The sequence below is a fragment of the Leisingera sp. genome (assembly GCF_982940295.1).
This window is the reverse complement of the sequence record NZ_CEYXRG010000008.1, coordinates 123,872-149,326: the sequence shown is the minus strand read 5'-3', so window position 1 is coordinate 149,326 and position 25,455 is coordinate 123,872. Positions and strand designations below refer to the sequence as shown.

At 61.2% G+C, this 25,455-nt stretch carries 24 protein-coding genes; 22 read left to right on the top strand and 2 right to left on the bottom strand.

What is annotated here, in order from left to right:
* Positions 1-196: 196 nt before the first annotated feature.
* The 7 genes from rplK (at position 197) to AC4HIX_RS09980 (ending at position 12,366) form a co-directional block, all read left to right on the top strand.
* Positions 197-622, top strand: a complete 426-nt coding sequence (rplK, locus tag AC4HIX_RS10010) for a 50S ribosomal protein L11 (RefSeq protein WP_019298608.1) — start codon at positions 197-199, stop codon at positions 620-622.
* Position 623: 1 nt separating this feature from the next.
* Positions 624-1,322: a 50S ribosomal protein L1 gene (rplA, locus tag AC4HIX_RS10005; protein ID WP_475049270.1), complete on the top strand. Its 699-nt coding sequence runs from the start codon at positions 624-626 to the stop codon at positions 1,320-1,322.
* Positions 1,323-1,690: 368 nt separating this feature from the next.
* Positions 1,691-2,209: a 50S ribosomal protein L10 gene (gene rplJ, locus AC4HIX_RS10000; RefSeq protein ID WP_039165542.1), complete on the top strand. Its 519-nt coding sequence runs from the start codon at positions 1,691-1,693 to the stop codon at positions 2,207-2,209.
* Between the two features lie 81 nt (positions 2,210-2,290).
* Positions 2,291-2,665, top strand: a complete 375-nt coding sequence (gene rplL / locus AC4HIX_RS09995) for a 50S ribosomal protein L7/L12 (RefSeq protein ID WP_027236232.1) — start codon at positions 2,291-2,293, stop codon at positions 2,663-2,665.
* Positions 2,666-2,914: 249 nt separating this feature from the next.
* On the top strand, positions 2,915-7,051 hold the full coding sequence (gene rpoB / locus AC4HIX_RS09990; protein ID WP_475049273.1) for a DNA-directed RNA polymerase subunit beta: 4,137 nt from the start codon (positions 2,915-2,917) through the stop codon (positions 7,049-7,051).
* 53 nt (positions 7,052-7,104) lie between these two features.
* Positions 7,105-11,349: a DNA-directed RNA polymerase subunit beta' gene (rpoC, locus tag AC4HIX_RS09985; RefSeq protein ID WP_490398863.1), complete on the top strand. Its 4,245-nt coding sequence runs from the start codon at positions 7,105-7,107 to the stop codon at positions 11,347-11,349.
* A gap of 141 nt (positions 11,350-11,490) precedes the next feature.
* Entirely contained in the window at positions 11,491-12,366 is an 876-nt protein-coding gene (locus AC4HIX_RS09980; RefSeq protein ID WP_490398862.1) for a DMT family transporter, read from the top strand.
* A gap of 5 nt (positions 12,367-12,371) precedes the next feature.
* Here the strand turns inward: AC4HIX_RS09980 and AC4HIX_RS09975 are convergent, their stop codons facing one another.
* Positions 12,372-13,178, bottom strand: coding sequence for a putative rhamnosyl transferase (locus AC4HIX_RS09975; protein ID WP_490398861.1), 807 nt, complete (start codon positions 13,176-13,178; stop codon positions 12,372-12,374).
* A 365-nt stretch (positions 13,179-13,543) separates the two neighbouring features.
* Here AC4HIX_RS09975 and rpsL point away from each other — a divergent pair, with 365 nt between their 5' ends.
* The 4 genes from rpsL (at position 13,544) to tuf (ending at position 17,776) form a co-directional block, all read left to right on the top strand.
* Positions 13,544-13,915, top strand: coding sequence for a 30S ribosomal protein S12 (gene rpsL, locus AC4HIX_RS09970; RefSeq protein ID WP_005621086.1), 372 nt, complete (start codon positions 13,544-13,546; stop codon positions 13,913-13,915).
* 15 nt (positions 13,916-13,930) lie between these two features.
* Positions 13,931-14,401, top strand: a complete 471-nt coding sequence (gene rpsG / locus AC4HIX_RS09965; protein ID WP_421056997.1) for a 30S ribosomal protein S7 — start codon at positions 13,931-13,933, stop codon at positions 14,399-14,401.
* 18 nt (positions 14,402-14,419) lie between these two features.
* Positions 14,420-16,537 carry an elongation factor G gene (fusA, locus tag AC4HIX_RS09960; protein ID WP_490398860.1) on the top strand — a complete coding sequence of 706 codons (2,118 nt, stop codon included), beginning with the start codon at positions 14,420-14,422 and terminating at the stop codon, positions 16,535-16,537.
* A 63-nt stretch (positions 16,538-16,600) separates the two neighbouring features.
* Positions 16,601-17,776 carry an elongation factor Tu gene (tuf, locus tag AC4HIX_RS09955; protein ID WP_475049259.1) on the top strand — a complete coding sequence of 392 codons (1,176 nt, stop codon included), beginning with the start codon at positions 16,601-16,603 and terminating at the stop codon, positions 17,774-17,776.
* Here tuf and AC4HIX_RS09950 read toward each other — a convergent pair whose 3' ends face one another.
* Positions 17,777-18,013, bottom strand: coding sequence for a hypothetical protein (locus AC4HIX_RS09950; protein ID WP_490398859.1), 237 nt, complete (start codon positions 18,011-18,013; stop codon positions 17,777-17,779).
* Between the two features lie 190 nt (positions 18,014-18,203).
* Here AC4HIX_RS09950 and rpsJ point away from each other — a divergent pair, with 190 nt between their 5' ends.
* From rpsJ to AC4HIX_RS09895, 11 genes are all read left to right on the top strand, one after another.
* On the top strand, positions 18,204-18,518 hold the full coding sequence (gene rpsJ / locus AC4HIX_RS09945; protein ID WP_019298501.1) for a 30S ribosomal protein S10: 315 nt from the start codon (positions 18,204-18,206) through the stop codon (positions 18,516-18,518).
* A gap of 18 nt (positions 18,519-18,536) precedes the next feature.
* Entirely contained in the window at positions 18,537-19,241 is a 705-nt protein-coding gene (gene rplC, locus AC4HIX_RS09940; RefSeq protein WP_475049287.1) for a 50S ribosomal protein L3, read from the top strand.
* Positions 19,238-19,855: a 50S ribosomal protein L4 gene (rplD, locus tag AC4HIX_RS09935; protein WP_475049289.1), complete on the top strand. Its 618-nt coding sequence runs from the start codon at positions 19,238-19,240 to the stop codon at positions 19,853-19,855. The genes rplC and rplD overlap by 4 nt, the downstream gene beginning before the upstream one ends.
* Positions 19,852-20,148 (top strand): 50S ribosomal protein L23, encoded by a 297-nt coding sequence (locus AC4HIX_RS09930; RefSeq protein ID WP_420676236.1) that lies wholly within the window; start codon positions 19,852-19,854, stop codon positions 20,146-20,148. Before rplD ends, AC4HIX_RS09930 begins: the two co-directional genes overlap by 4 nt.
* Positions 20,149-21,339: 1,191 nt before the next feature.
* Entirely contained in the window at positions 21,340-21,741 is a 402-nt protein-coding gene (locus tag AC4HIX_RS09925; RefSeq protein WP_490398858.1) for a hypothetical protein, read from the top strand.
* 240 nt (positions 21,742-21,981) lie between these two features.
* Complete coding sequence (gene rplB / locus AC4HIX_RS09920; protein ID WP_024088538.1) at positions 21,982-22,824, top strand: 50S ribosomal protein L2; 843 nt, start codon at positions 21,982-21,984, stop codon at positions 22,822-22,824.
* 3 nt (positions 22,825-22,827) lie between these two features.
* On the top strand, positions 22,828-23,106 hold the full coding sequence (rpsS, locus tag AC4HIX_RS09915; protein ID WP_008554066.1) for a 30S ribosomal protein S19: 279 nt from the start codon (positions 22,828-22,830) through the stop codon (positions 23,104-23,106).
* A gap of 3 nt (positions 23,107-23,109) precedes the next feature.
* A complete protein-coding gene (gene rplV / locus AC4HIX_RS09910) occupies positions 23,110-23,490 on the top strand; it encodes a 50S ribosomal protein L22 (RefSeq protein WP_008557868.1) in 381 nt (126 codons plus the stop codon).
* On the top strand, positions 23,490-24,200 hold the full coding sequence (rpsC, locus tag AC4HIX_RS09905) for a 30S ribosomal protein S3 (protein ID WP_058285585.1): 711 nt from the start codon (positions 23,490-23,492) through the stop codon (positions 24,198-24,200). Before rplV ends, rpsC begins: the two co-directional genes overlap by 1 nt.
* A 12-nt stretch (positions 24,201-24,212) precedes the next feature.
* Entirely contained in the window at positions 24,213-24,626 is a 414-nt protein-coding gene (gene rplP, locus AC4HIX_RS09900) for a 50S ribosomal protein L16 (RefSeq protein WP_039125980.1), read from the top strand.
* 283 nt (positions 24,627-24,909) lie between these two features.
* Entirely contained in the window at positions 24,910-25,242 is a 333-nt protein-coding gene (locus AC4HIX_RS09895; protein ID WP_490398857.1) for a hypothetical protein, read from the top strand.
* The last annotated feature ends 213 nt before the right edge of the window (positions 25,243-25,455 follow it).

Below are 25,455 nucleotides of genomic sequence, written 5' to 3'. Positions count from 1 at the left end.
GCTTCCGGCGCGGCCCAGCCGCTGCCGATTGAACGGCTGGGCCACTTGCCAACCCCGGCATTCCCCTGTACATGCCGCCTCTATCGTCTTCGGGCGAGATTCTCTCGTGGGAGATGGACGGGTCGCGACCCTGAAATCCGACCACGCAACTTGAATTGGATGGGACGCGTCCCGTCTGTGTTGAAAGGAAAACCAAATGGCTAAGAAGCTTGTTGGTTCGATGAAGCTGCAGGTTCCTGCAGGTCAGGCAAACCCCTCTCCGCCCGTCGGCCCGGCCCTGGGTCAGCGCGGCATCAACATCATGGAATTCTGCAAGGCGTTCAACGCCAAGACCGCAGACATGGAGCCCGGCGCGCCGTGCCCGACCGTGATCACCTACTATCAGGACAAGTCCTTCACCATGGACATCAAGACGCCGCCCGCGTCTTACTACCTGAAGAAGGCGGCCAAGGTGAAATCCGGCGCGAACAACCCGTCGCGTGAAACCGTCGGCACCGTGACTGTGGCCCAGGTGAAAGAGATCGCCGAAGCCAAGATGAAAGATCTGAACGCCAACGACATCGACGCGGCAATGCAGATCATCCTGGGCTCCGCCCGCTCCATGGGCATCGAGGTGAAGTAAGATGGCAAAGCTCGGTAAACGTACCCGCGCCGCGCGCGAAGCTTTCGCTGGCAAAGAAAACCTGTCCGTGGAAGAAGCAGTTGCCCTGGTGAAAGCCAACGCAACCTCGAAGTTCGACGAGACCGTCGAAATCGCCATGAACCTGGGCGTCGACACCCGCCACGCAGACCAGATGGTCCGCGGCGTGGTCGGCCTGCCGAACGGCACCGGCAAAGACATGCGCGTTGCAGTCTTCGCCCGCGGCCCGAAAGCAGACGAAGCCAAGGAAGCCGGTGCAGACATCGTCGGCGCCGAAGACCTGATGGAATCCATCCAGGCCGGCAACATTGACTTTGACCGCTGCATCGCGACCCCGGACATGATGCCCGTCGTCGGCCGCCTGGGTAAGATCCTCGGCCCGCGCAACCTGATGCCGAACCCGAAAGTCGGCACCGTGACCATGGACGTGAAAGCGGCCGTGGAAGCAGCCAAGGGTGGCGAAGTGCAGTTCAAGGCGGAAAAAGGCGGCGTTGTGCACGCAGGCGTCGGCAAAGCGTCCTTCGACGAAGCCAAGCTGGTCGAAAACATCCGCGCCTTCGTGTCGGCCGTGGCCAAAGCCAAGCCGACCGGCGCCAAGGGTGCTTACATGAAAAAGATCAACCTGTCCTCGACCATGGGTCCGGGCATCACGGTTGACGTGGACAACGCTGTCACCGAGTAATCGGGCGCACAGCTGATGTCAGAAGGGGCGGCACCGCAAGGGCCGCCCTTTTTCTGTCCTGGCGGAACCCAGCGCGCAGGTGTATTTTCCAATTTCGCTCTTGGAAATCCCTTCAAATGGGAATAACTACGGCCTTGAGATAAAGCGTGCGATTCGTCGTGCGCTTTATTTCATTTCGTCCAAGATGGTGGGTGGTCTCCGATCGGACCTTAATTTCCCTCCTGAGACGGGTACAGACCAAGAAGATCGGGGGTTTTCAATCCCTCGGGCGGATTTGGCTCATCCCGTAAAACGGACCTGAACGCCGGGCCATCTGGTTCGGCAAATATGAGCCGGGATGCGTAAGCATCCCTAACTTGGAGAGAACTGTGGATAGAGCCCAGAAAGAGAAAGTGGTCGAGGAACTCGGCCAGATCTTCGAAAGCTCTGGCGTCGTGGTGGTTGCTCACTACGCCGGTCTGACAGTTGCTGAGATGCAGGATCTGCGCGCACGTGCCCGTGACGCGAACAGCTCCGTGCGTGTTGCCAAGAACAGGCTCGCCAAAATCGCCCTCGAGGGAAAGCCGTGTGAAAGCATGGCCGACCTGCTGACAGGGATGACCGTTCTGACCTACTCCGAAGATCCCGTGTCCGCTGCAAAAGTGGCTGAGGATTTTGCCAAGGAAAACAAAAAGTTTGAGATCCTTGGCGGTGCAATGGGTGAGAACGCTCTGGACCGTGCCGGTGTCGAAACCGTGTCGAAAATGCCGTCCCGCGACGAGCTCATCGCTCAGATCGCAAGCTGCATTGGCGCACCTGCTTCGAACATCGCCGGCGCGATTGGCGCACCTGCAAGCAATATCGCAAGCATCCTTTCGACCATCGAAGAGAAGGCGGAAGCTGCGTAAGCGGTTGGCACTGAACGGCTGGCGTGGGGCACAAGCCCGCACGTTGGAACACACATACTGTAAACGGAAAGAGCTGATACAATGGCTGATCTGAAAGCACTCGCAGAAAGCATCGTGGGTCTGACCCTGCTGGAAGCACAAGAACTGAAAACCATCCTGAAAGACGAATACGGCATCGAGCCCGCAGCTGGCGGCGCAGTTGTCATGGCAGCTGGCGGCGACGCCGGCGGTGCAGCTGAAGAAGAAAAGACCGAATTCGACGTCGTTCTGAAGAACGCCGGCGCTTCCAAGATCAACGTGATCAAAGAAGTTCGCGGCATCACCGGCCTGGGCCTGAAAGAAGCCAAAGAGCTGGTTGAAGCAGGCGGCAAAATCAAAGAAGGCATCGACAAAGCCGAAGCAGAAGACATCAAAGCCAAGCTGGAAGCAGCTGGCGCCGAAGTCGAGCTGGCCTAAGTCCTGCCTCTGGTGCATCTCCGATGCATCGGAAATTTGGCTGGGTCCGGAGTTCTCCGGGCCCAGCCGAACCTGTCTTAAAAAGGGCCTCACGCAAGAGGCGCTTTTTCAGGCGAGGTTCAAGGGATCGGGAGGCCGCCTTCGGGACGGTGGCCATGAATTGATCCGAACGCGCTGTCTCGTATGGGCAAGGTGCCGGGGCCCGGCGGCAACCTTGACCGGTGAGAACTCGGAAAGGTGACATCTGACATGGCTCAATCGTTCCTTGGCCAGAAACGTCTACGTAAATACTACGGCAAAATCCGCGAAGTGCTGGAAATGCCGAACCTCATCGAGGTGCAGAAATCTTCCTATGATCTGTTCCTGCGCTCCGGCGATGCGAGCGAGCCGCTTGACGGCGAAGGCATCAAAGGTGTGTTCCAGTCGGTTTTCCCGATCAAGGACTTCAACGAAACCTCCGTTCTGGAGTTCGTGAAGTATTCCTTCGAGAAGCCGAAGTACGACGTCGAAGAGTGCATGCAGCGCGACATGACCTATTCGGCGCCGCTGAAGGTCACCCTGCGCCTGATCGTCTTTGATGTCGATGAGGACACCGGTGCGAAGTCCGTCAAGGACATCAAGGAGCAGGACGTCTTCATGGGCGACATGCCCCTGATGACCCCGAACGGCACCTTCATCGTGAACGGCACCGAGCGTGTGATCGTGTCCCAGATGCACCGCTCGCCGGGCGTGTTCTTCGACCACGACAAGGGCAAGACTCATTCCTCGGGCAAGCTGCTGTTCGCCTGCCGCATCATCCCGTACCGCGGCTCCTGGCTGGACTTCGAGTTCGACGCCAAGGACATCGTCTTTGCCCGTATCGACCGCCGCCGCAAGCTGCCGGTGACCACCCTGCTGTATGCCCTGGGCCTGGACCAGGAAGGCATCATGGATGCCTACTACAACACCGTCAACTTCAAGCTTGAGAAGTCCCGCGGCTGGGTCACCCCCTTCTTCCCCGAGCGCGTGCGCGGCACCCGCCCGACTTATGACCTGGTGGACGCCGGCACCGGCGAGATCATCTGCGAGGCGGGCAAGAAAGTCACCCCGCGCGCCGTCAAGAAGATGATCGAGGAAGGCACCATCACCGAGCTGCTGGTTCCCTTCGAGCACATCGTCGGCAAGTTCGTCGCCAAGGACATCATCAACGAAGACAACGGCGCGATCTATGTCGAAGCCGGTGATGAACTGACCCTGGAATACGACAAGGACGGCGAACTGATCGGCGGCTCCCTGAAAGAGCTGCTGGATGCCGGTATCACCGACATCCCGGTGCTGGACATCGACAACGTCAACGTCGGCCCCTACATGCGCAACACCATGGCGCAGGACAAGAACCGGACCCGCGAAAGCGCGCTCATGGACATCTACCGTGTGATGCGCCCGGGCGAGCCGCCCACCGTCGAGGCCGCGTCCGCGCTGTTCGACACTCTGTTCTTCGATTCTGAGCGCTACGACCTGTCCGCTGTCGGCCGCGTGAAGATGAACATGCGCCTGGCGCTCGACGCTGAAGACACCCAGCGCACCCTGCGCAAGGAAGACATCGTCGCCTGTATCAAGGCGCTAGTCGACCTGCGTGACGGCCGCGGCGATGTCGACGACATCGACCACCTGGGCAACCGCCGCGTGCGCTCCGTCGGCGAGCTGATGGAAAACCAGTACCGCGTCGGCCTGCTGCGCATGGAACGTGCGATCAAGGAACGGATGTCCTCCGTCGAGATCGACACGGTGATGCCGCAGGATCTGATCAACGCGAAACCGGCCGCAGCTGCCGTGCGCGAATTCTTCGGCTCCTCGCAGCTGTCGCAGTTCATGGACCAGACCAACCCGCTGTCGGAAGTCACCCACAAACGCCGCCTGTCGGCGCTTGGCCCGGGCGGCCTGACCCGCGAGCGTGCCGGCTTTGAGGTCCGCGACGTGCACCCGACCCACTATGGCCGGATGTGCCCGATTGAGACCCCGGAAGGCCCGAACATCGGTCTGATCAACTCGCTGGCGACCTTTGCGCGCGTCAACAAGTACGGCTTCATTGAGACGCCCTACCGCGTGGTGAAAGAAGGACAGGTGACCGACGAGGTTCACTACATGTCCGCCACCGAGGAAATGCGCCACACCGTGGCGCAGGCGAACGCGACCCTGGACGAGAACGGCAAGTTCATCAACGACCTGGTGTCCACCCGCCAGTCGGGTGACTACACCCTGGCGCCGAATGAAAGCGTCGACCTGATCGACGTGTCGCCGAAACAGCTGGTCTCGGTTGCGGCCTCGCTGATCCCGTTCCTGGAAAACGACGACGCCAACCGCGCTCTGATGGGCTCGAACATGCAGCGTCAGGCGGTTCCGCTGCTGCGCGCAGAGGCGCCGCTGGTCGGCACCGGCATCGAGGAAAAGGTCGCGATCGACTCCGGCGCGGCCATCCAGGCCAAGCGTGCGGGCATCATCGACCAGGTCGATGCGCAGCGTATCGTGATCCGGGCCACCGAAGACCTGGAACTGGGCGACGCGGGTGTGGACATCTACCGCATGCGCAAGTTCCAGCGTTCGAACCAGAACACCTGTATCAACCAGCGTCCGCTGGTGAAGGTGGGCGACACCGTGACCAAGGGCGAAGTCATCGCCGACGGTCCGTCGACCGACATGGGCGAACTGGCTCTGGGCAAGAACGTGGTCGTCGCGTTTATGCCGTGGAACGGCTACAACTACGAAGACTCCATCCTGATCTCCGAGCGCATCGCGCGTGACGACGTCTTCACCTCGGTCCACATCGAGGAATTCGAAGTCGCCGCCCGTGACACCAAGCTCGGGCCGGAAGAAATCACCCGCGACATCCCCAACGTCGGCGAGGAAGCCCTGCGCAACCTCGACGAGGCGGGCATCGTCTACATCGGCGCCGATGTGGAGCCGGGCGATATTCTGGTCGGCAAGATCACTCCGAAGGGCGAAAGCCCGATGACCCCGGAAGAGAAGCTGCTGCGCGCCATCTTTGGTGAAAAAGCATCTGACGTGCGCGACACCTCGCTGCGCGTGAAGCCGGGCGACTACGGTACTGTCGTCGAAGTGCGCGTCTTCAACCGCCACGGTGTCGAGAAAGACGAGCGTGCGCTGCAGATCGAGCGTGAGGAAGTCGAGCGTCTGGCCCGTGACCGGGACGACGAGCTGGCGATCCTGGACCGCAACATCTACGCCCGCCTGCGCGGCATGCTGCTGGGCAAAGTGGCTGTCAAAGGCCCCAAAGGCGTGCGTGCCGGCACCGAAATCACCGAGGACCTGCTGGACTCGCTGTCCCGCGGCCAGTGGTGGATGCTGGCGCTGGAGGACGAGCAGGACGCACAGGTGGTCGAGGCCCTGAACGAGCAGTACGAGGCGCAGAAGCGCGCCCTGGATGCCCGTTTCGAGGACAAGGTCGAGAAGGTCCGCCGCGGCGACGACCTGCCGCCGGGCGTGATGAAGATGGTCAAGGTCTTCATCGCGGTGAAGCGCAAGCTGCAGCCGGGCGACAAGATGGCCGGCCGTCACGGCAACAAAGGTGTGATCTCGAAAGTGGTGCCGATGGAGGACATGCCGTTCCTCGCCGACGGTACCCCGGTCGACTTCTGCCTCAACCCGCTGGGCGTGCCGTCGCGTATGAACGTCGGTCAGATTCTTGAAACCCACATGGGCTGGGCCGCACGCGGCCTCGGCATCAAGGTGGACGAGGCTCTGCAGGAATACCGCCGTTCCGGCGACCTGACCCCGGTGCGTGAAGCGATGCACGGCGCCTATGGCGATGATGTCTACGACGAAGGCATCGCCGGCATGTCCGAGGAGCAGCTGATCGAGGCCGCAGGCAATGTGACCCGCGGTGTGCCGATCGCAACCCCGGTCTTCGATGGCGCCAAGGAAGATGACGTCAACAACGCCCTGGTGCGTGCGGGCTTTGACCAGTCCGGCCAGTCGATCCTGTTCGACGGCCGCACCGGCGAGCAGTTCGCGCGTCCGGTCACCGTTGGCATCAAGTACCTGCTGAAGCTGCACCACCTGGTGGACGACAAGATCCACGCGCGTTCCACCGGCCCGTACTCGCTGGTCACCCAGCAGCCGCTGGGCGGTAAGGCGCAGTTCGGCGGTCAGCGCTTTGGTGAGATGGAAGTCTGGGCTCTGGAAGCCTATGGCGCCGCCTACACCCTGCAGGAGATGCTCACCGTCAAGTCGGATGACGTCGCCGGCCGGACCAAGGTCTACGAGTCGATCGTCAAGGGCGAGGACAACTTTGAAGCGGGCGTTCCGGAATCGTTCAACGTTCTGGTTAAAGAAGTCCGCGGCCTCGGCCTGAATATGGAACTCCTGGATGCGGAGGTTGAGGAGTAAGGGCCCCGCGCCCTTCTCCCGCTCCCCCCTTCCGCAAGATTTGAGGTATCAAAATGAACCAGGAAATCACCAACAACCCGTTCAACCCGCTGACCCCGCCGAAGGTCTTTGATGAAATCAAAGTCTCGCTGGCCAGCCCGGAACGGATCCTGTCTTGGTCCTATGGCGAAATCAAAAAGCCCGAGACCATCAACTACCGGACCTTCAAGCCGGAGCGCGACGGCCTGTTCTGCGCCCGGATCTTTGGCCCGATCAAAGACTACGAATGCCTGTGCGGCAAATATAAGCGGATGAAGTACCGCGGCGTCGTCTGTGAAAAATGCGGCGTCGAGGTCACCCTGCAGAAAGTGCGCCGCGAGCGCATGGGCCACATTGAGCTGGCCGCACCGGTTGCGCACATCTGGTTCCTGAAGTCGCTGCCGTCCCGCATCGGCCTGATGCTGGACATGACCCTTCGCGACCTGGAGCGGGTTCTGTACTTTGAAAACTATGTTGTCATCGAGCCGGGCCTGACCGACCTGACCTATGGTCAGATGATGACCGAAGAAGAGTACATGGACGCCCAGGATGCCTATGGCATGGACGCCTTCACCGCCAACATCGGCGCTGAAGCGATCCGTGACATGCTGGCCCAGATCGACCTGGAATCGGAAGCCGAAACGCTGCGCGCCGAGCTGGCCGAAGCGACCGGCGAACTGAAGCCCAAGAAGATCATCAAGCGTCTGAAAGTCGTGGAATCCTTCCTGGAATCGGGCAACCGTCCGGAATGGATGATCATGACCGTGATCCCGGTCATCCCGCCGGAACTGCGCCCGCTGGTTCCGCTGGACGGCGGCCGCTTTGCGACTTCCGACCTGAACGACCTGTACCGCCGCGTGATCAACCGGAACAACCGCCTGAAGCGCCTGATCGAGCTGCGTGCGCCGGACATCATCGTCCGCAACGAAAAGCGGATGCTGCAGGAATCCGTGGACGCGCTGTTTGACAACGGCCGCCGCGGCCGCGTCATCACCGGCGCCAACAAGCGCCCGCTGAAGTCGCTGTCCGACATGCTGAAAGGCAAGCAGGGCCGCTTCCGTCAGAACCTTCTGGGTAAGCGCGTCGACTTCTCCGGCCGTTCGGTGATTGTGACCGGTCCGGAACTCAAGCTGCACCAGTGCGGCCTGCCCAAGAAGATGGCGCTGGAGCTGTTCAAGCCCTTCATCTACTCGCGTCTGGAGGCCAAAGGTCTTTCCAGCACCGTGAAGCAGGCGAAGAAGCTGGTCGAGAAAGAGCGTCCCGAGGTTTGGGATATCCTGGACGAGGTGATCCGCGAGCACCCGGTGATGCTGAACCGCGCACCGACGCTGCACCGTCTCGGCATCCAGGCGTTTGAACCCACGCTGATCGAAGGCAAAGCAATCCAGCTGCACCCGCTGGTCTGCTCGGCGTTCAACGCGGACTTCGACGGCGACCAGATGGCTGTGCACGTCCCGCTGAGCCTTGAGGCCCAGCTGGAAGCGCGCGTCCTGATGATGTCCACCAACAACGTTCTGTCGCCCGCCAACGGCGCACCGATCATCGTTCCCTCGCAGGATATGATTCTGGGTCTCTACTACCTGACCCTGGAGCGCGAAGGCATGCCGGGTGAAGGCAAGGTGTTTGGCACCATCGACGAAGTTCAGCACGCGCTGGACGCCGGCGAGGTGCATCTGCACTCCAAGATCACCGCGCGGATCACCCAGATCGACGAAGAAGGCAACGAGGTTCTCCAGCGTTTCGAGACCACCCCGGGCCGTGTCCGTCTGGGCGCGCTGCTGCCGAAAAACGCCAAGGCACCGTTTGAACTGGTCAACCGCCTGCTGCGCAAGAAAGAGGTGCAGCAGGTCATCGACACCGTCTACCGCTATTGCGGCCAGAAGGAGTCGGTCATCTTCTGTGACCAGATCATGACCATGGGCTTCCGCGAAGCGTTCAAGGCCGGCATCTCCTTCGGCAAGGACGACATGGTGATCCCGGACACCAAGTGGACCATCGTCGACGACACCCGCGAGCAGGTGAAAGACTTCGAACAGCAGTACATGGACGGCCTAATCACTCAGGGTGAAAAGTACAACAAGGTTGTCGATGCCTGGTCGAAGTGTAACGACAAGGTCACCGAAGCGATGATGGGCACCATCTCCGCTGACCGCCGGGATGAAAACGGCGCCGTGATGGAGCCGAACTCGGTCTACATGATGGCCCACTCCGGTGCGCGTGGCTCGGTCACCCAGATGAAGCAGCTGGGCGGTATGCGCGGCCTGATGGCCAAGCCGAACGGCGACATCATCGAGACCCCGATCATCTCGAACTTTAAAGAAGGCCTGACCGTTCTCGAGTACTTCAACTCGACCCACGGTGCCCGTAAGGGTCTGTCCGACACCGCGCTTAAGACGGCGAACTCGGGTTACCTGACCCGCCGTCTGGTCGACGTGGCTCAGGACTGCATCGTGCGTGAGCATGACTGCGGCACCGAGCGCGCGATCACTGCGGAAGCGGCGATCAACGACGGTGAAGTGGTGGCCTCGCTGGGCGAACGCATCCTGGGCCGTGTGGCTGCGGATGACATCAAGCGCCCCGGCACCGATGAGATCATCATCGCGGCTGGCCAGCTGATCGACGAACGCATGGCAGATGCAGTGGAAGAGGCCGGCGTTCAGTCGACCCGTATCCGCTCGCCGCTGACCTGTGAGTCGGAAGAGGGCGTCTGCGCCATGTGCTACGGCCGTGACCTGGCCCGCGGTACTCAGGTGAACACCGGCGAAGCTGTCGGGATCATCGCGGCACAGTCGATCGGTGAACCCGGCACCCAGCTGACCATGCGGACCTTCCACATCGGCGGCGTTGCCCAGGGCGGCCAGCAGTCGTTCCTGGAAGCGTCCCAGGAAGGCAAGATCGTGTTCGAGATGCCGCAGACCCTGGAGAACGCCAACGGCGAGACCCTGGTTGTCGGCCGCAACATGAAGCTGATCATCCAGGACGAGCACGGCGAAGAGCGCGCCAGCCACAAGCTGGGCTACGGCTCCAAGCTGTTCGTCAAGGAAGGCCAGCAGGTCAACCGCGGCGACAAGCTGTTCGAATGGGACCCCTACACCCTGCCGATCATCGCCGAGAAGCCGGGTACCGCGAAATACGTGGACCTGATCTCGGGCCTGGCCGTCCGCGACGAGACCGACGAAGCCACCGGCATGACCCAGAAGATCGTGATCGACTGGCGTGCGGCTCCGAAGGGCTCCGACCTGAAGCCGGAAATCATCCTGGTCGATGGCAACGGCGAACCGGTGCGCAACGACAACGGCAACCCGCTGACCTACCCGATGTCCGTGGACGCCATTCTGTCGGTCGAAGACGGCCAGCAGATCATGGCAGGTGACGTTGTCGCGCGTATCCCGCGTGAAGGCGCCAAGACCAAGGACATTACCGGTGGTCTGCCGCGCGTTGCGGAACTGTTCGAAGCCCGCCGTCCGAAGGATCACGCGATCATCGCCGAAATCGATGGTTACGTGCGCTTCGGCCGCGACTACAAGAACAAGCGCCGTATCGCGATCGAGCCGTCGGACGAGTCGATGGAAGCCGTCGAATACATGGTGCCCAAGGGCAAGCACATTCCGGTTCAGGAAGGTGATTTTGTCCAGAAGGGCGACTACATCATGGACGGCAACCCGGCGCCGCATGACATCCTGTCCATCATGGGTGTCGAGGCACTGGCGAACTACATGATCGACGAGGTCCAGGACGTCTACCGTCTGCAGGGTGTGAAGATCAACGACAAGCACATCGAGGTGATCGTCCGCCAGATGCTGCAGAAGTGGGAGATCTCCGACTCCGGCGACACGACGCTGCTGAAAGGCGAGCACGTGGACAAGCAGGAATTCGACGCCGCCAACGAAAAGGCCCTTGCCCGCGGCAAGCGTCCTGCTCAAGGCGAACCGATCCTGCTGGGTATCACCAAGGCATCGCTGCAGACCCGCTCCTTCATCTCGGCGGCCTCCTTCCAGGAGACCACCCGGGTCCTCACCGAGGCTTCGGTGCAGGGCAAGAAGGACAAGCTGGTCGGCCTCAAGGAGAACGTCATCGTGGGCCGCCTGATCCCGGCCGGCACCGGCGGCGCGACCCAGCGGGTGCGCCAGATTGCCCAGGGCCGCGACAACGTGGTGCTGGAAGCCCGCCGCGAGGAAGCCGAAGCCGCTGCAGCCCTGGCCGCACCGGTGATGGACGAGGACGTGATGGGCGGCGACGACGCGGATATCCTGGTCGAAACCCCGGAAAGCCGCGACTAAGCTGCGGCAGCAAGCAAACAGAAAAGCCCCCGCATCTCCGGTGCGGGGGCTTTTTCATTTCTGCGGCTGCGGCTATCTGTTGCCGGACAGGGAGGGCGCAGGGATGAATGCCAGGCTGCAATTGACCATAGCGGGGCAGCGATGACCCCGAACCAGACCGGGGCGCTGCTGATGACGGCGGCGATGGCGGCCTATACCTTCAACGACGCGCTGGTAAAGCTGATCGGCGGGGCGCTGCCGCTGCCACAGATCCTGACTGTCCGCGGCATTGCCGCCAGTTTCCTGATCTACCTCCTGGCCTTGCGGCTGGGCGGCCTCCGCCTGCGGCTGCCGGGCCGGGCTTGGGGTATGATCGCATTGCGCTGTGCCGCGGAGGTGGCGGCCACCTATCTGTTCCTGACCGCGCTGTTGCTGATGCCGATCGCCAACGTCACCGCGGTGCTTCAGGTGCTGCCGCTGGCGGTGACGCTCAGTGCGGCGCTGTTCCTGCGCGAACCCGTGGGATGGCGCCGGATGGCGGCGATTGCCGCAGGCTTTGCGGGAATGCTTTTGATCGTGCGGCCGGGGCCGGATGGCTTCAGCGACGGCGCGCTTTATGCGCTGGCGGCAGTGGCCTGCATCACCGCCCGCGACCTGGTCACCCGCCGGATGCCGCCAGAGGTGCCGTCGATGACCGTGACCCTGATGTCTTCCCTCGCCGTGACGGCGTTCGGGATAGCCACCTCCGCCGCAGTGGACTGGCAGCCGATGGACAGCAGCGGCTATCTGATCCTGACCGGCGCGGCGCTGTTCATTTTCGCGGGCTACCTGTGTTCGGTCATGACCATGCGGGTGGGAGAGATCGCCGTGATCGCGCCCTTGCGCTACAGCGGCTTGATCTGGGCGCTGATCCTGGGCTGGCTGGTGTTCGGCGAGTGGCCGGACCTGCTGACGATTGCCGGGGCGGCAATCGTCGCCGGTGCAGGGATGTTCACCTTCTACCGGGAACGCAGGCAGGCCCGAAAGCTGCGGGTCTGAATTTCTCAGCCCCTGCCGAACACTTCCTTCACATGAGCGGACCGGATCGCAAACCGGGCTTCGAACTCGCCTTCCCTTTCCGGTGTCAGCGGCGTCAGGTCAGGCTGCCATCCGCCCTCGGCCCTGGAATCGTTGAACTGGTTATGAGTGCGCACGAACATCGGGTAGTCAGTCAGCGTCACCGTCGGCATGAAGCGGTTGATCTTGTGGTGGCCGAAATTCATGATCGTCTGCTCGCAGCCGCGGCGCACATGCATGCCCATGGCGGCCACGAAATAGGGGTGAACCCCTTCCGCCGCCGCGATCCCCTCCGGTCCCGCCTGCGCGATGAAGCCCCGGTTGAAATCAATGGCCACGGTCCTGTTCTTCCGCATCAGCGGCCGGCAGTCCTCGGTGACCGCGCGCAGCCGCTCCACAAAATCGACCGACACGGCGTCGTCATCATCATGGCGGAACTGCAGGCAGGGCTGATCGTGATCCCGGCGGGACTGGTTGATGATCTCCTTCATAACCTCCCGGTGGCGGCGCGGCGGCTCGGCCCGGATCTGCACCTGAGGCATTCCGGCGGTCAGGTCGCGCAGCCGGTCCAGATGCACCCGGGGCAGGCTGTCGCCGGTCACAAGGATCAGGTCGAAATCCTGATCGGTCTGCTCTTTCAGGCAGGGCAGGGAGATGGTCTCGAACAGCCGGAACCGCTCCTCCATCCTCGCTTCGGCAAAAAGGTAGGCGATGCGCTCTTTGATCGTCTCATGCTCGACCTGGAACCCGCCAAGCGCCGGATAGGAAAACCGGCACAATCCGATGACTTGCATTCTGAAATCCGTTTCGTGACAAAGGCGGTTGCGCCGACTATGCCGGGCGCGCCAATGTCTGGCAAGCGCCGGCACGGGGCCGGGCAGGGGCCCCGCGCCCGCCCGCTGTTGACAACCAGCGCGACTCCCCATATACGCGCGGCTATCCGGCACCCGGAGTGTATTCTTCGTAAGCCGAATTCAAAATTGCAGTGGCTCAAGGCCTGGGCACTTTTACCACCCGGGCCCTCTGTAAACTCACCGCGTCGTCTCACCTCGGAATGGGAGCGATTGCGGTTTTTGCGCTTGTGGACGCATGAGTGCAGCGAAATCACCCGCACGCGCCGGCGTGCATGACAGTGTTGCAAAACGGGGAATAAACCGGAATGCCAACGATCCAGCAGCTGATCCGCAAGCCGCGGCAGCCGAAAGTTAAACGCTCGAAGTCCATGCACCTGGAACAGTGCCCGCAAAAGCGCGGCGTCTGCACCCGCGTGTACACCACCACCCCGAAGAAGCCGAACTCCGCTATGCGGAAAGTTGCGAAGGTCCGCCTGACCAACGGTTTCGAAGTGATCTCCTACATCCCCGGTGAAAGCCACAACCTTCAGGAGCACTCTGTGGTTCTGATCCGTGGCGGCCGTGTAAAAGACCTTCCGGGTGTCCGTTACCACATCCTGCGCGGTGTTCTGGATACCCAGGGCGTTAAAGACCGTAAGCAGCGCCGCTCGAAGTACGGCGCGAAGCGTCCTAAGTAAGAAGGAGAGAGCGAGATGTCCCGTCGTCACGCCGCAGAGAAGCGCGAAGTCCTGCCCGACGCCAAGTTCGGCGACCGCGTTCTGACCAAATTCATGAACAACCTGATGATCGACGGCAAGAAGTCGGTCGCAGAGCGTATCGTGTACAACGCGCTGGACCGCGTTGAAACCAAGATCAAGCGCGCCCCGGTGGAAGTCTTCCACGAAGCGCTGGACAACGTGAAGCCGTCCGTTGAGGTCCGCTCCCGCCGTGTTGGCGGTGCAACCTACCAGGTTCCGGTCGAAGTCCGTCCCGAGCGCCGCGAAGCGCTGGCGATCCGCTGGCTGATCACCGCCGCACGCAACCGCAACGAAAACACCATGGAAGAGCGCCTCGCAGGCGAGCTGCTGGACGCCGTCCAGTCCCGTGGCACCGCGGTCAAGAAGCGCGAAGACACCCACAAGATGGCCGAGGCGAACAAAGCCTTCAGCCACTATCGCTGGTAAGCTAGAGGACCTAGACCTATGGCACGCGAATATCCCCTCGAACTGTACCGTAACTTCGGTATCATGGCGCACATCGACGCAGGTAAAACCACCTGCTCCGAGCGCATCCTGTATTACACCGGCAAATCCCACAACATCGGTGAGGTGCACGACGGTGCAGCCACCATGGACTGGATGGAGCAGGAGCAGGAACGCGGCATCACCATCACTTCGGCTGCGACCACCACCTTCTGGGAGCGCACCGAGGACGGCAAGACCGCTGACACCCCGAAGCACCGCCTGAACATCATCGACACCCCCGGCCACGTTGACTTCACCATCGAAGTCGAGCGTTCGCTGGCGGTTCTCGACGGTGCCGTCTGCGTTCTCGACGCAAACGCCGGTGTTGAGCCCCAGACCGAAACCGTGTGGCGTCAGGCTGACCGCTACAAGGTTCCGCGCATGGTGTTCGTCAACAAGATGGACAAGATCGGCGCAGACTTCTTCAACTGCGTGCGCATGATCGAAGACCGCACCGGCGCCCGCGCGGTTCCGGTTGGTATCCCGATCGGCGCCGAGAACGAGCTGGAAGGCCTGATCGACCTGGTCACCATGAAAGAGTGGCTGTGGCAGGGTGAAGACCTGGGCGCGTCCTGGGTCCACGCTGAGATCCGCGACGAGCTCAAGGACATGGCCGAAGAGTGGCGCGGCAAGATGATCGAGGCCGCCGTCGAAGAAGACGACGACGCCATGGAAGCCTACCTGGAAGGCGAAGAGCCCGACGTGCCGACCCTGCGCAAACTGCTGCGCAAGGGCACCCTGGCGCTGCACTTCGTGCCGGTTCTGGGCGGTTCCGCGTTCAAGAACAAAGGTGTTCAGCCGCTGCTCAACGCCGTGATCGACTACCTGCCCAGCCCGCTGGACGTTGTCGATTACATGGGCTTCAAGCCGGGCGACGAGAACGAAGAGCGTAACATTGCCCGCCGCGCGGACGATGACATGGCCTTTGCCGGCCTGGCGTTCAAGATCATGAACGACCCGTTCGTCGGCTCCCTGACCTTCACCCGGATCTACTCCGGCGTGATGAACAAGGGCGACACCCTGCTGAACTCGACCAAAGGCAAGAAAGAGCGCGTTGGCCGGATGATGATGATGCACTCGAACAACCGTGAGGAAATCACGGAAGCGTTCGCAGGCGACATCATCGCGCTGGCAGGCCTGAAGGACACCACCACCGGTGACACCCTCTGCGCCGTCAACGACCCGGTCGTTCTGGAAACCATGACCTTCCCCGATCCGGTGATCGAGATCGCGGTCGAGCCGAAAACCAAGGCCGACCAGGAGAAGATGTCCCAGGGTCTGGCCCGTCTGGCCGCCGAAGACCCGTCCTTCCGCGTGGAGACCGACCTCGAGTCCGGTCAGACCATCATGAAGGGCATGGGCGAACTTCACCTGGACATCCTGGTGGACCGCCTCAAGCGCGAGTTCAAGGTCGAGGCGAACATCGGTGCGCCGCAGGTGGCCTACCGCGAGACCATCTCCAAAGAGGTCGAGCATTCCTACACCCACAAGAAACAGTCGGGTGGTTCGGGCCAGTTCGCCGAGGTGAAACTGATCATCTCCCCGACAGAGCCGGGCGAAGGCTACTCCTTCGAATCCCGTATCGTCGGCGGTGCGGTTCCGAAGGAATACATCCCGGGTGTCGAAAAAGGCATCCAGTCGGTCATGGACTCCGGTCCGCTGGCAGGCTTCCCGGTGATCGACTTCAAGGTTGCCCTGATCGACGGTAAGTTCCACGACGTGGACTCCTCGGTTCTGGCCTTTGAAATCGCCGCCCGCATGGGCATGCGTGAAGGCATGCGCAAAGCTGGCGCGAAACTGCTCGAGCCGGTGATGAAGGTTGAGGTGATCACCCCGGAAGAATACACCGGCGGCATCATCGGCGACCTGACTTCCCGCCGCGGCCAGGTGTCCGGCCAGGAGAACCGCGGCAACGCCATCGCCATCGACGCCTTCGTGCCGCTGGCCAACATGTTCGGCTACATCAACACCCTGCGTTCGATGAGCTCGGGCCGCGCCCAGTTCACCATGCAGTTCGATCACTACGATCCGGTGCCGCAGAACATCTCGGAAGAGATCCAGGCGAAATACGCGTAAGCGTCAAGAAATTGAGGGGTTTGCAATCCGCGCGGGCCCCTCTCGAAACAAAAGGAGGCCATCATGGCTAAGGAAAAGTTTGAACGTAATAAACCGCACGTCAACATCGGCACCGTCGGCCACGTTGACCACGGCAAAACCACGCTGACCGCAGCGATCACCAAGTACTTCGGCGACTTCAAAGCCTACGACCAGATCGACGGCGCGCCGGAAGAAAAAGCCCGCGGCATCACCATCTCCACCGCCCACGTGGAATATGAAACCGACGCGCGCCACTACGCCCACGTCGACTGCCCCGGCCACGCCGACTACGTCAAGAACATGATCACCGGTGCCGCTCAGATGGACGGCGCGATCCTGGTGGTGAACGCTGCTGACGGCCCGATGCCGCAGACCCGCGAGCACATCCTGCTGGCGCGTCAGGTTGGCGTGCCTGCCCTGGTCGTGTTCATGAACAAAGTGGACCAGGTCGACGACGAAGAGCTGCTGGAGCTGGTGGAAATGGAAATCCGCGAGCTGCTGTCCTCCTACGAGTTCCCGGGCGACGATATTCCGATCATCGCAGGCTCCGCGCTGGCGGCGATGGAAGGCCGCGACCCGGAAATCGGCGAAAACAAGATCAAAGAGCTGATGGCGGCCGTGGACGAATACATCCCGACCCCCGAGCGCGCGGTTGACCAGCCGTTCCTGATGCCGATCGAAGACGTGTTCTCGATTTCCGGCCGCGGCACCGTTGTGACCGGCCGTGTGGAGCGCGGTGTGATCAATGTTGGCGACGAAATCGAAATCGTCGGCATCAAAGACACTTCGAAAACCACCTGCACCGGTGTGGAAATGTTCCGCAAGCTGCTGGACCGCGGTGAAGCCGGCGACAACATCGGCGCCCTGCTGCGCGGTGTGGACCGTGAATCCGTTGAGCGCGGCCAGGTGCTGTGCAAGCCGGGTTCCGTGACCCCGCACACCAAGTTCGAAGCCGAAGCCTACATCCTGACCAAGGAAGAAGGCGGCCGCCACACCCCGTTCTTCGCGAACTACCGTCCGCAGTTCTACTTCCGCACCACCGACGTGACCGGCACCGTGACCCTGCCGGAAGGCACCGAGATGGTGATGCCGGGCGACAACCTGAAGTTCGCGGTTGAGCTGATCGCCCCGATCGCGATGGAAGACGGCCTGCGCTTCGCCATCCGCGAAGGCGGCCGCACCGTCGGCGCCGGCGTTGTGTCCAAAATCATCGAGTAATCAGGTCTCCTGATTGATCGACGGAAAGGCCGCCTCCGGGCGGCCTTTTTGCTGTGCCGCCGCCGGAAACCGGCGCGGTTTCCGGTCATGAAAAACCGGCCTTTCATGACCGCCTTTGGGTTCGAAAAACGGCGTACTGGCGTTGGGCACTTGGAAAATTTCCAACTGAGCCAAATCCAGTGCATCGGCGGATCGCCCGTCCTTAGCGAACTCTTCGCACTCCCAAACAAACCCCAAACCCGCCGTCCTCCGCAAACGCAACTGTTTCGCGGCGAAACCCCTTGCCACAGGGGCCCGCAGGGCGTATAGGGCGCGAGTTCGCTGATGCGAATGGAGGCGGGATGATTCCCGCCTTTTGGGTTCGATGAGGGATTGCGGTGAGCGCAGGCCCTCCTCTCAACCCCAACGCCTAGAATAAGGCTATACGATGCAAAGCCAAAACATCCGTATCCGGCTGAAGGCATTTGACTACCGCGTGCTGGATGCCAGCACCCAGGAGATCGTCAACACTGCCAAGCGGACCGGCGCGCAAGTGCGCGGCCCGATCCCGATGCCGAACAAGATCGAGAAATTCACTGTTCTGCGTGGCCCCCACGTTGACAAGAAATCCCGCGATCAGTTCGAGATCCGCACTCACAAGCGTCTTCTCGACATCGTCGACCCGACCCCGCAGACCGTGGACGCGCTGATGAAGCTCGACCTGGCCGCCGGCGTTGACGTCGAAATCAAGCTGCAGTCGTAAGATCGGAGGGTATAGATTATGCGTTCCGGTATTATCGCAAAGAAAGTCGGCATGACCCGGCTGTTCATGGAAGACGGCAAGCAGATCCCTGTGACCGTTCTGTCGCTGGACGGCCTGCAGGTCGTTGCGCAGCGCACCGAGGAAAAAGACGGCTACACCGCCGTTCAGCTGGGCGCAGGCGCGGCCAAGGCAAAGCGTACTTCGCAAGCCATGCGCGGTGTCTTCGCAGCAGCCAAAGTTGAGCCCAAGCGCAAGCTGGTCGAATTCCGCGTTCCCGCGGACGGCCTGATCGAAGTCGGCGCCGAAATCTCGGCCGAACACTTCCTGGCTGGCCAGAAAGTGGACGTGACCGGCACCTCGATCGGTAAGGGTTTCGCCGGTGCCATGAAGCGGCACAACTTCGGCGGCCTGCGCGCCTCGCACGGTGTGTCGATTTCGCACCGTTCGCACGGTTCGACCGGTCAGTGTCAGGACCCGGGCAAGGTCTTCAAAGGCAAGAAGATGGCCGGCCACATGGGCGCAGCCCGCGTGACCACCCAGAACCTGGAAGTGGTGAAAACCGACGCCGAGCGCGGCCTGGTCTTCATCAAGGGCGCCGTTCCGGGCCCGAAATCCGGCTGGGTGACCGTCAAGGATGCCGTGAAGAAGAAAGCTCCCGAGGGTCTGCCGTTCCCGGCCGCTCTGAAAACTGCGGAAGCTTCCGCGGAAGGTGGTGAAGCATGAAACTTGACGTGATCAAACTCGACGGCGGCAAGGCTGGCGACATCGAGCTGTCCGAAGACCTGTTCGGCCTGGAGCCGCGTGCGGACATCCTGCACCGCGTGGTCCGCTGGCAGCGCAACAATGCGCAGCAGGGCACCCACAAGGTGAAGACCCGCTCGGAGACCTCCTACTCGACCAAGAAGATCTACCGCCAGAAGGGCACCGGCGGCGCACGCCACGGTGACCGCAACGCGCCGATCTTCCGCAAGGGTGGTATCTACAAGGGTCCCGTTGTCCGGTCGCACGGCCACGAGCTGACCAAGAAGTTCCGCAAGCTGGGCCTGCGCCACGCGCTGTCCGCCAAAGCGAAAGCGGGCGAGCTGGTCATCATCGAGGACGCAGCAGCTGAGGGCAAGACCGCCGCTCTGGCCAAGCAGGTGAAGAACCTGGGCTGGAAACGCGCTCTGGTCATCGACGGCGCTTCGGTCAACGAAGGCTTCCTGCAAGCGTCGCGCAACATCGAAGGTCTGGACATCCTGCCGACCATCGGTGCCAACGTCTATGACATCCTGAAGCGTGACACCCTGGTGATCACCAAAGCAGGTGTCGAAGCACTGGAGGCTCGCCTGAAATGAGCGCGAAAGCAGAACACTACGACGTGATCCGCAAGCCGATCATCACCGAGAAATCCACCATGGCGTCCGAGAACGGCGCAGTGGTCTTCGAAGTGGCAATCGACTCCAACAAGCCGATGATCAAGGAAGCTGTCGAAGCTCTCTTTGGCGTCAAGGTGAAAGCGGTCAACACCACCGTCACCAAGGGTAAGGTGAAGCGTTTCCGCGGCCAGATGGGCCGCCGCAAGGACGTGAAAAAAGCCTATGTGACCCTGGAAGAAGGCAACACCATCGACGTGTCCACCGGACTCTGAGATTTGTGTCTTTGACAAGATTGAGAGGCCCTCGCGCAAGCGGGGGCCTTTTGCGTTGGGGCAGGGGGCTTGCGGGGCGTGGCGGGGTCCTGAAGGCAGCTTTGCCTCAAGGTATAGCCGCTGCCGGTTAAGATCCGCGAAGCCGTGCGTGCGCACCTCACGCAACAGCCTTCAATGCGCAGAGCTGCGATCTTGCACCCAGGCGCGGAATCGAGGCCGCAGGCCTCCGCGCCAGCGCCGTCCCGCCCCCATGGGGCGGCGCTTTGGCTTGTGTTCTGCGTGTCGGTGAAGTCGTACGGATTTGGCCGGGATAAACTGCCAAACGCCACGTTGAGAGCGCCACCCCGCGGGACGGCGCTGACGCGTCAAAACAATTGGCCTTGAAGCGGATGGCGGGACTGACTGCTCTCAGCTTTTGGATGTTGGAGCGACTTGAAGCTCAGAAATTTCCAGGTACTTCTGTTTTCCCTATTCCTTGCGGTTTTTGCAGGCCAGGCTTCCGCCATGTTTATTCAGCCGGATTGGTTGGACCCGACGGAGGCTGGGGGTGGAACGAATAGGCATGCCTACTCGGGTACTGACCCGATCAACAAATTTGACAATGGCGGAAACGCTTGGACTTTGGCTGTTCCACCTGCTGTCGAATTCGCAAAGTGGGGTGTCGCGGCTCTGATTGGGGCGATAGGGTTAGGGGTGGCCACCGAGGAATCGGGGGTTTTGGAAGGAGTATCTCCTGGTGTTGGGACGGTTGAGGAAGGTGGAGTTGGGGCGCCACCCCCGGGAATAGGTGATAATGAAGGTCCACCTTCAGGTGATGAGGGCATTCAGTCGAGTAATGGTTCGCCACCACTTGGGCCGAACGCAGGAACTGGTCTCGCGGGTGGTGCAGCGTTATCGGATTTCTTCTCCGATGGACAACTGCCCAAAGCTAGCGAGTTGGCAGATTGGGCCGAGTCCTAGGGGGGAGCCGGAGTCAAACAGAAGACGGGCCTGTTAAATTTTCAGATAGCAACGACATCACGCGTATGACGATTAAGTCTGGGAGCGCTAGAGCGCCGGGAAGCAAACATCCGCATGCAGAGGTTCGGGATGCCACTGGTCAAGGAATTGCTCCCGCAACCGGACGGCCTATGTCTCGCAAGTCGCCAGAGAACCATAGGGAAATTGAGAATGATCTCGGGAGAGCCAAGGATGAACGCGGAAGCGAAACACAGTGATTGGCAATCTTATGAAACCTTGCCGGGATTGAAGGAAGTCTATCTCGAAGACAGTTTTGTTCTGGATATTCAGCGCTCGGAAGACGGCATCACATTCTTGATGGAGTTTGTCATGACAGAGCAACACCACAAGTACGCCCCTACTGATGCTGGAGAGCAGTACTGCTATAGACGGGGTAAGTTAACTTTTAGCGAGATTGAATCGATTTACGCACTGGATGTTTCGAACAAACCCTTCATTGATGCCCAGTTTGAGCAAGATATGGGCAATGTTGATGTGTTCCGCTGGAAGGGAGACAGATTTTTTCTGACCGGTGATTGGGGCAAGTTGGATCTGATTTCCAAGCGTTTAGTCACCTCATTCCTTGAACACTAGATGCAAACAGCATTCTATCAGCGAATAGCATAAGCACACCCTAGACACCCCCCTTCATCTCTGTTACCTCGCACCAATCCTGCAGACCCCGGATTCGTTCCGGGGTCGTTACGTTTGTCAGGATGTTCGAACCTGGGGACCTTCGGGGCCCTATAACTCAGGCACCTACGGGGGCCTTAAACATAGCGGGTCCAAAGACAAGAACCTAAGGGCCTGCACGCTAAACGGAAGACAGAAAGCATGGCACTCAAGTCGTATAAACCGACGACGCCGGGCCAGCGTGGGCTGGTTCTGATCGACCGTTCGGAGCTTTGGAAAGGGCGTCCGGTCAAATCCCTCACTGAGGGCCTGACCAAATCGGGCGGCCGGAACAACACCGGACGGATCACTGCACGCCGCCGTGGCGGCGGCGCAAAGCGCCTCTACCGGATCGTTGACTTCAAACGGAACAAATTTGATGTAGCGGCCACCGTTGAGCGGATCGAATACGACCCGAACCGGACCGCATTCATCGCGCTGATCAAATACGAAGACGGCGAGCAAGCCTACATCCTGGCGCCGCAGCGTCTGGCAGTCGGCGACAAGGTCATCGCCTCCGCGAAGGCCGACATCAAGCCGGGCAACGCAATGCCGTTCTCGGGCATGCCGATCGGTACCATCGTTCACAACATCGAAATGAAGCCCGGCAAAGGCGGCCAGATCGCCCGTGCAGCCGGTACCTACGCTCAGTTCGTTGGCCGTGACGGCGGTTACGCTCAGATCCGCCTGTCCTCGGGCGAACTGCGCCTGGTCCGTCAGGAATGCATGGCCACCGTCGGTGCCGTGTCGAACCCGGACAACTCGAACCAGAACTTCGGTAAAGCCGGCCGTATGCGTCACAAGGGCAAGCGTCCCTCCGTGCGTGGTGTCGTGATGAACCCGATCGACCACCCCCACGGCGGTGGTGAAGGCCGGACCTCCGGTGGCCGCCACCCGGTGACCCCCTGGGGCAAACCGACCAAGGGCAAACGGACCCGCAACAAAAACAAGGCGTCGCAGAAGCTTATCGTCCGCTCGCGCCACGCCAAGAAGAAAGGCCGCTAATCCATGGCACGTTCCGTATGGAAGGGCCCCTTCGTTGATGCTTACGTCCTGAAGAAGGCCGAAGCAGCGCGTGAATCGGGCCGCAATGAAGTGATCAAGATCTGGTCGCGCCGTTCCACCATCCTGCCGCAGTTCGTCGGCCTGACCTTTGGTGTGTACAACGGCCAGAAGCATATCCCCGTCAACGTCTCGGAAGACATGATCGGTCAGAAGTTCGGTGAATACTCGCCGACCCGCACCTATTATGGCCACGCCGCAGACAAAAAAGCGAAGCGGAAGTAAGTCATGGGCAAGGAAAAGAACCCCCGCCGCGTGGCAGACAACGAAGCAATGGCAAAACTGCGCATGCTCCGTACCTCCCCGCAGAAACTGAACCTGGTGGCTCAGATGATCCGCGGCAAGAAAGTCGAGAAGGCGCTGACCGACCTGACTTTCTCCAACAAGCGGATTGCGCAGGACGTGAAGAAATGCCTTCAGTCCGCCATCGCGAATGCTGAAAACAACCACAACCTGGATGTCGATGAGCTGATCGTCGCCGAGGCATGGGTTGGCAAGAACCTGACCATGAAGCGCGGCCGTCCGCGTGCCCGTGGCCGGTTCGGCAAAATCCTGAAGCCGTTCGCGGAGATCACCATCAAGGTGCGTCAAGTTGAGGAGCAAGCCTAATGGGTCAGAAAGTCAATCCGATCGGCATGCGCCTTCAGGTGAACCGCACCTGGGACAGCCGCTGGTACGCCGACACCAAAGACTATGGTGATCTGCTGCTCGAGGACATCAAAATCCGCGAGTTCATCAAGGAAGAGTGCAAGCAGGCAGGCGTTGCGCGCGTGATCATCGAGCGCCCGCACAAGAAATGCCGCGTCACCATCCACACCGCACGTCCGGGCGTCATCATCGGCAAGAAAGGCGCGGACATCGAAGTCCTGCGCAAGAAGCTGGCCAAGATGACCGACTCCGAGCTGCACCTCAACATCGTTGAAGTGCGCAAGCCGGAACTGGACGCTCAGCTGGTCGGCGAGTCGATCGCTCAGCAGCTGGAGCGCCGTGTGTCCTTCCGCCGCGCAATGAAGCGGGCCGTGCAGAACGCCATGCGCATGGGCGCCCTGGGTATCCGGGTGAACGTCGCTGGCCGTCTGGGCGGTGCGGAAATCGCGCGTACCGAATGGTACCGTGAAGGCCGCGTGCCGCTGCACACCCTGCGTGCCGACATCGATTACGCACACTCCGAAGCGATGACCCCCTACGGGATCATCGGGATCAAGGTCTGGATCTTCAAAGGCGAGATCATGGAGCACGATCCTTCGGCGCGTGACCGTAAAGCACAAGAAATCCAGGACGGCCCTGCACCCCGTGGTGCTGGTGGCGGCCGTCGCTAAGGAGGATTTGAGATGCTTCAGCCAAAGCGCACTAAATTCCGCAAGATGCACAAGGGCCGGATCCACGGCCTGGCAAAAGGCGGCTCGGACCTGAACTTCGGCACCTATGGCCTGAAGGCAACCACCCCTGAGCGTGTGACTGCACGCCAGATCGAGGCTGCCCGCCGTGCCATGACCCGCCACATGAAGCGTCAGGGCCGTGTCTGGATCCGTATCTTCCCGGACACTCCGGTGACCTCGAAGCCGACCGAAGTCCGTATGGGTAAAGGTAAAGGCTCCGTGGACTACTGGGCAGCCAAGGTTAAGCCTGGCCGCGTGATGTTCGAGATCGACGGCGTCAGCGATGAGATCGCCCGCGAGGCCCTGCGCCTGGCAGCGATGAAGCTGCCGGTCAAGACCCGCGTCGTGGTCCGCGAAGACTGGTAAGCCCTGCTGCTTCCGCGAAATGCAAGCCCCCGCCGGGAGACCGGCGGGGGCTTTTCCGTTTGCTGAATGCCGGCCTCTGCACCGGCGGCAAGCCGCGGCCGTGCCGCCGGGAGAAGTAGGTCGCATTTTACGAGGTTTTGATTTCTTAAGGACCTGTTCACCAATTGCTTCAATCCTGAGCCCAGAGGTTGTGCTGTCCGGTGCCTGCTCCTTGGAGGAGGGCCGCGGGTCGGAAACCCGCCAGGACAGCGTGTTTGTTTAGTAATGAATGGAGTGCTCAGCGATGCGAATGATGGTTCCTGCCGCCCTGCTTGTTTCTCTGTCCGCTTGCGCAGCGGTAGAGACAGACCCTAACGATCTTTCCAATATGTTCGGCCCCGCAACCAACTACCGCAACCCGGTAGCGCAGCGGGAGATGGTGCAAAGCTTCCTGCCGCAGGAAACCGTGTCGCGCAGCGGCCATTCCGCGCATTGGACTTCGCCGAACGGCTGCACCTATTCACGCACCCAGGCGCCCGGGCGTGCACCGGTCTGGTATCTGGTTCAGAACCCGCATCACGTCGGGATGCCGAATGCGCACCGGGACTGCGCAATTACCGTGGTAGACGGCTACTAAGAAAGCCCGGCACGAGAGCCTGCCTGCCTGGCCTGCGCAGCAGTCCGCCAGGCGCGGCACCCGGGGGCAGGCTCAAAGGCTCCGGTACTGGCCGCGCCCTGAAGGCGGGCCCGGCGCCATCCCCGACAGGCCAAAATCCCCGATAGGATAAAGCCCCTGCAAGTTTCCTTGCAGGGGCTTTTTCAGTTGGCGTGCCGGAGAGGGGGAGGGCGG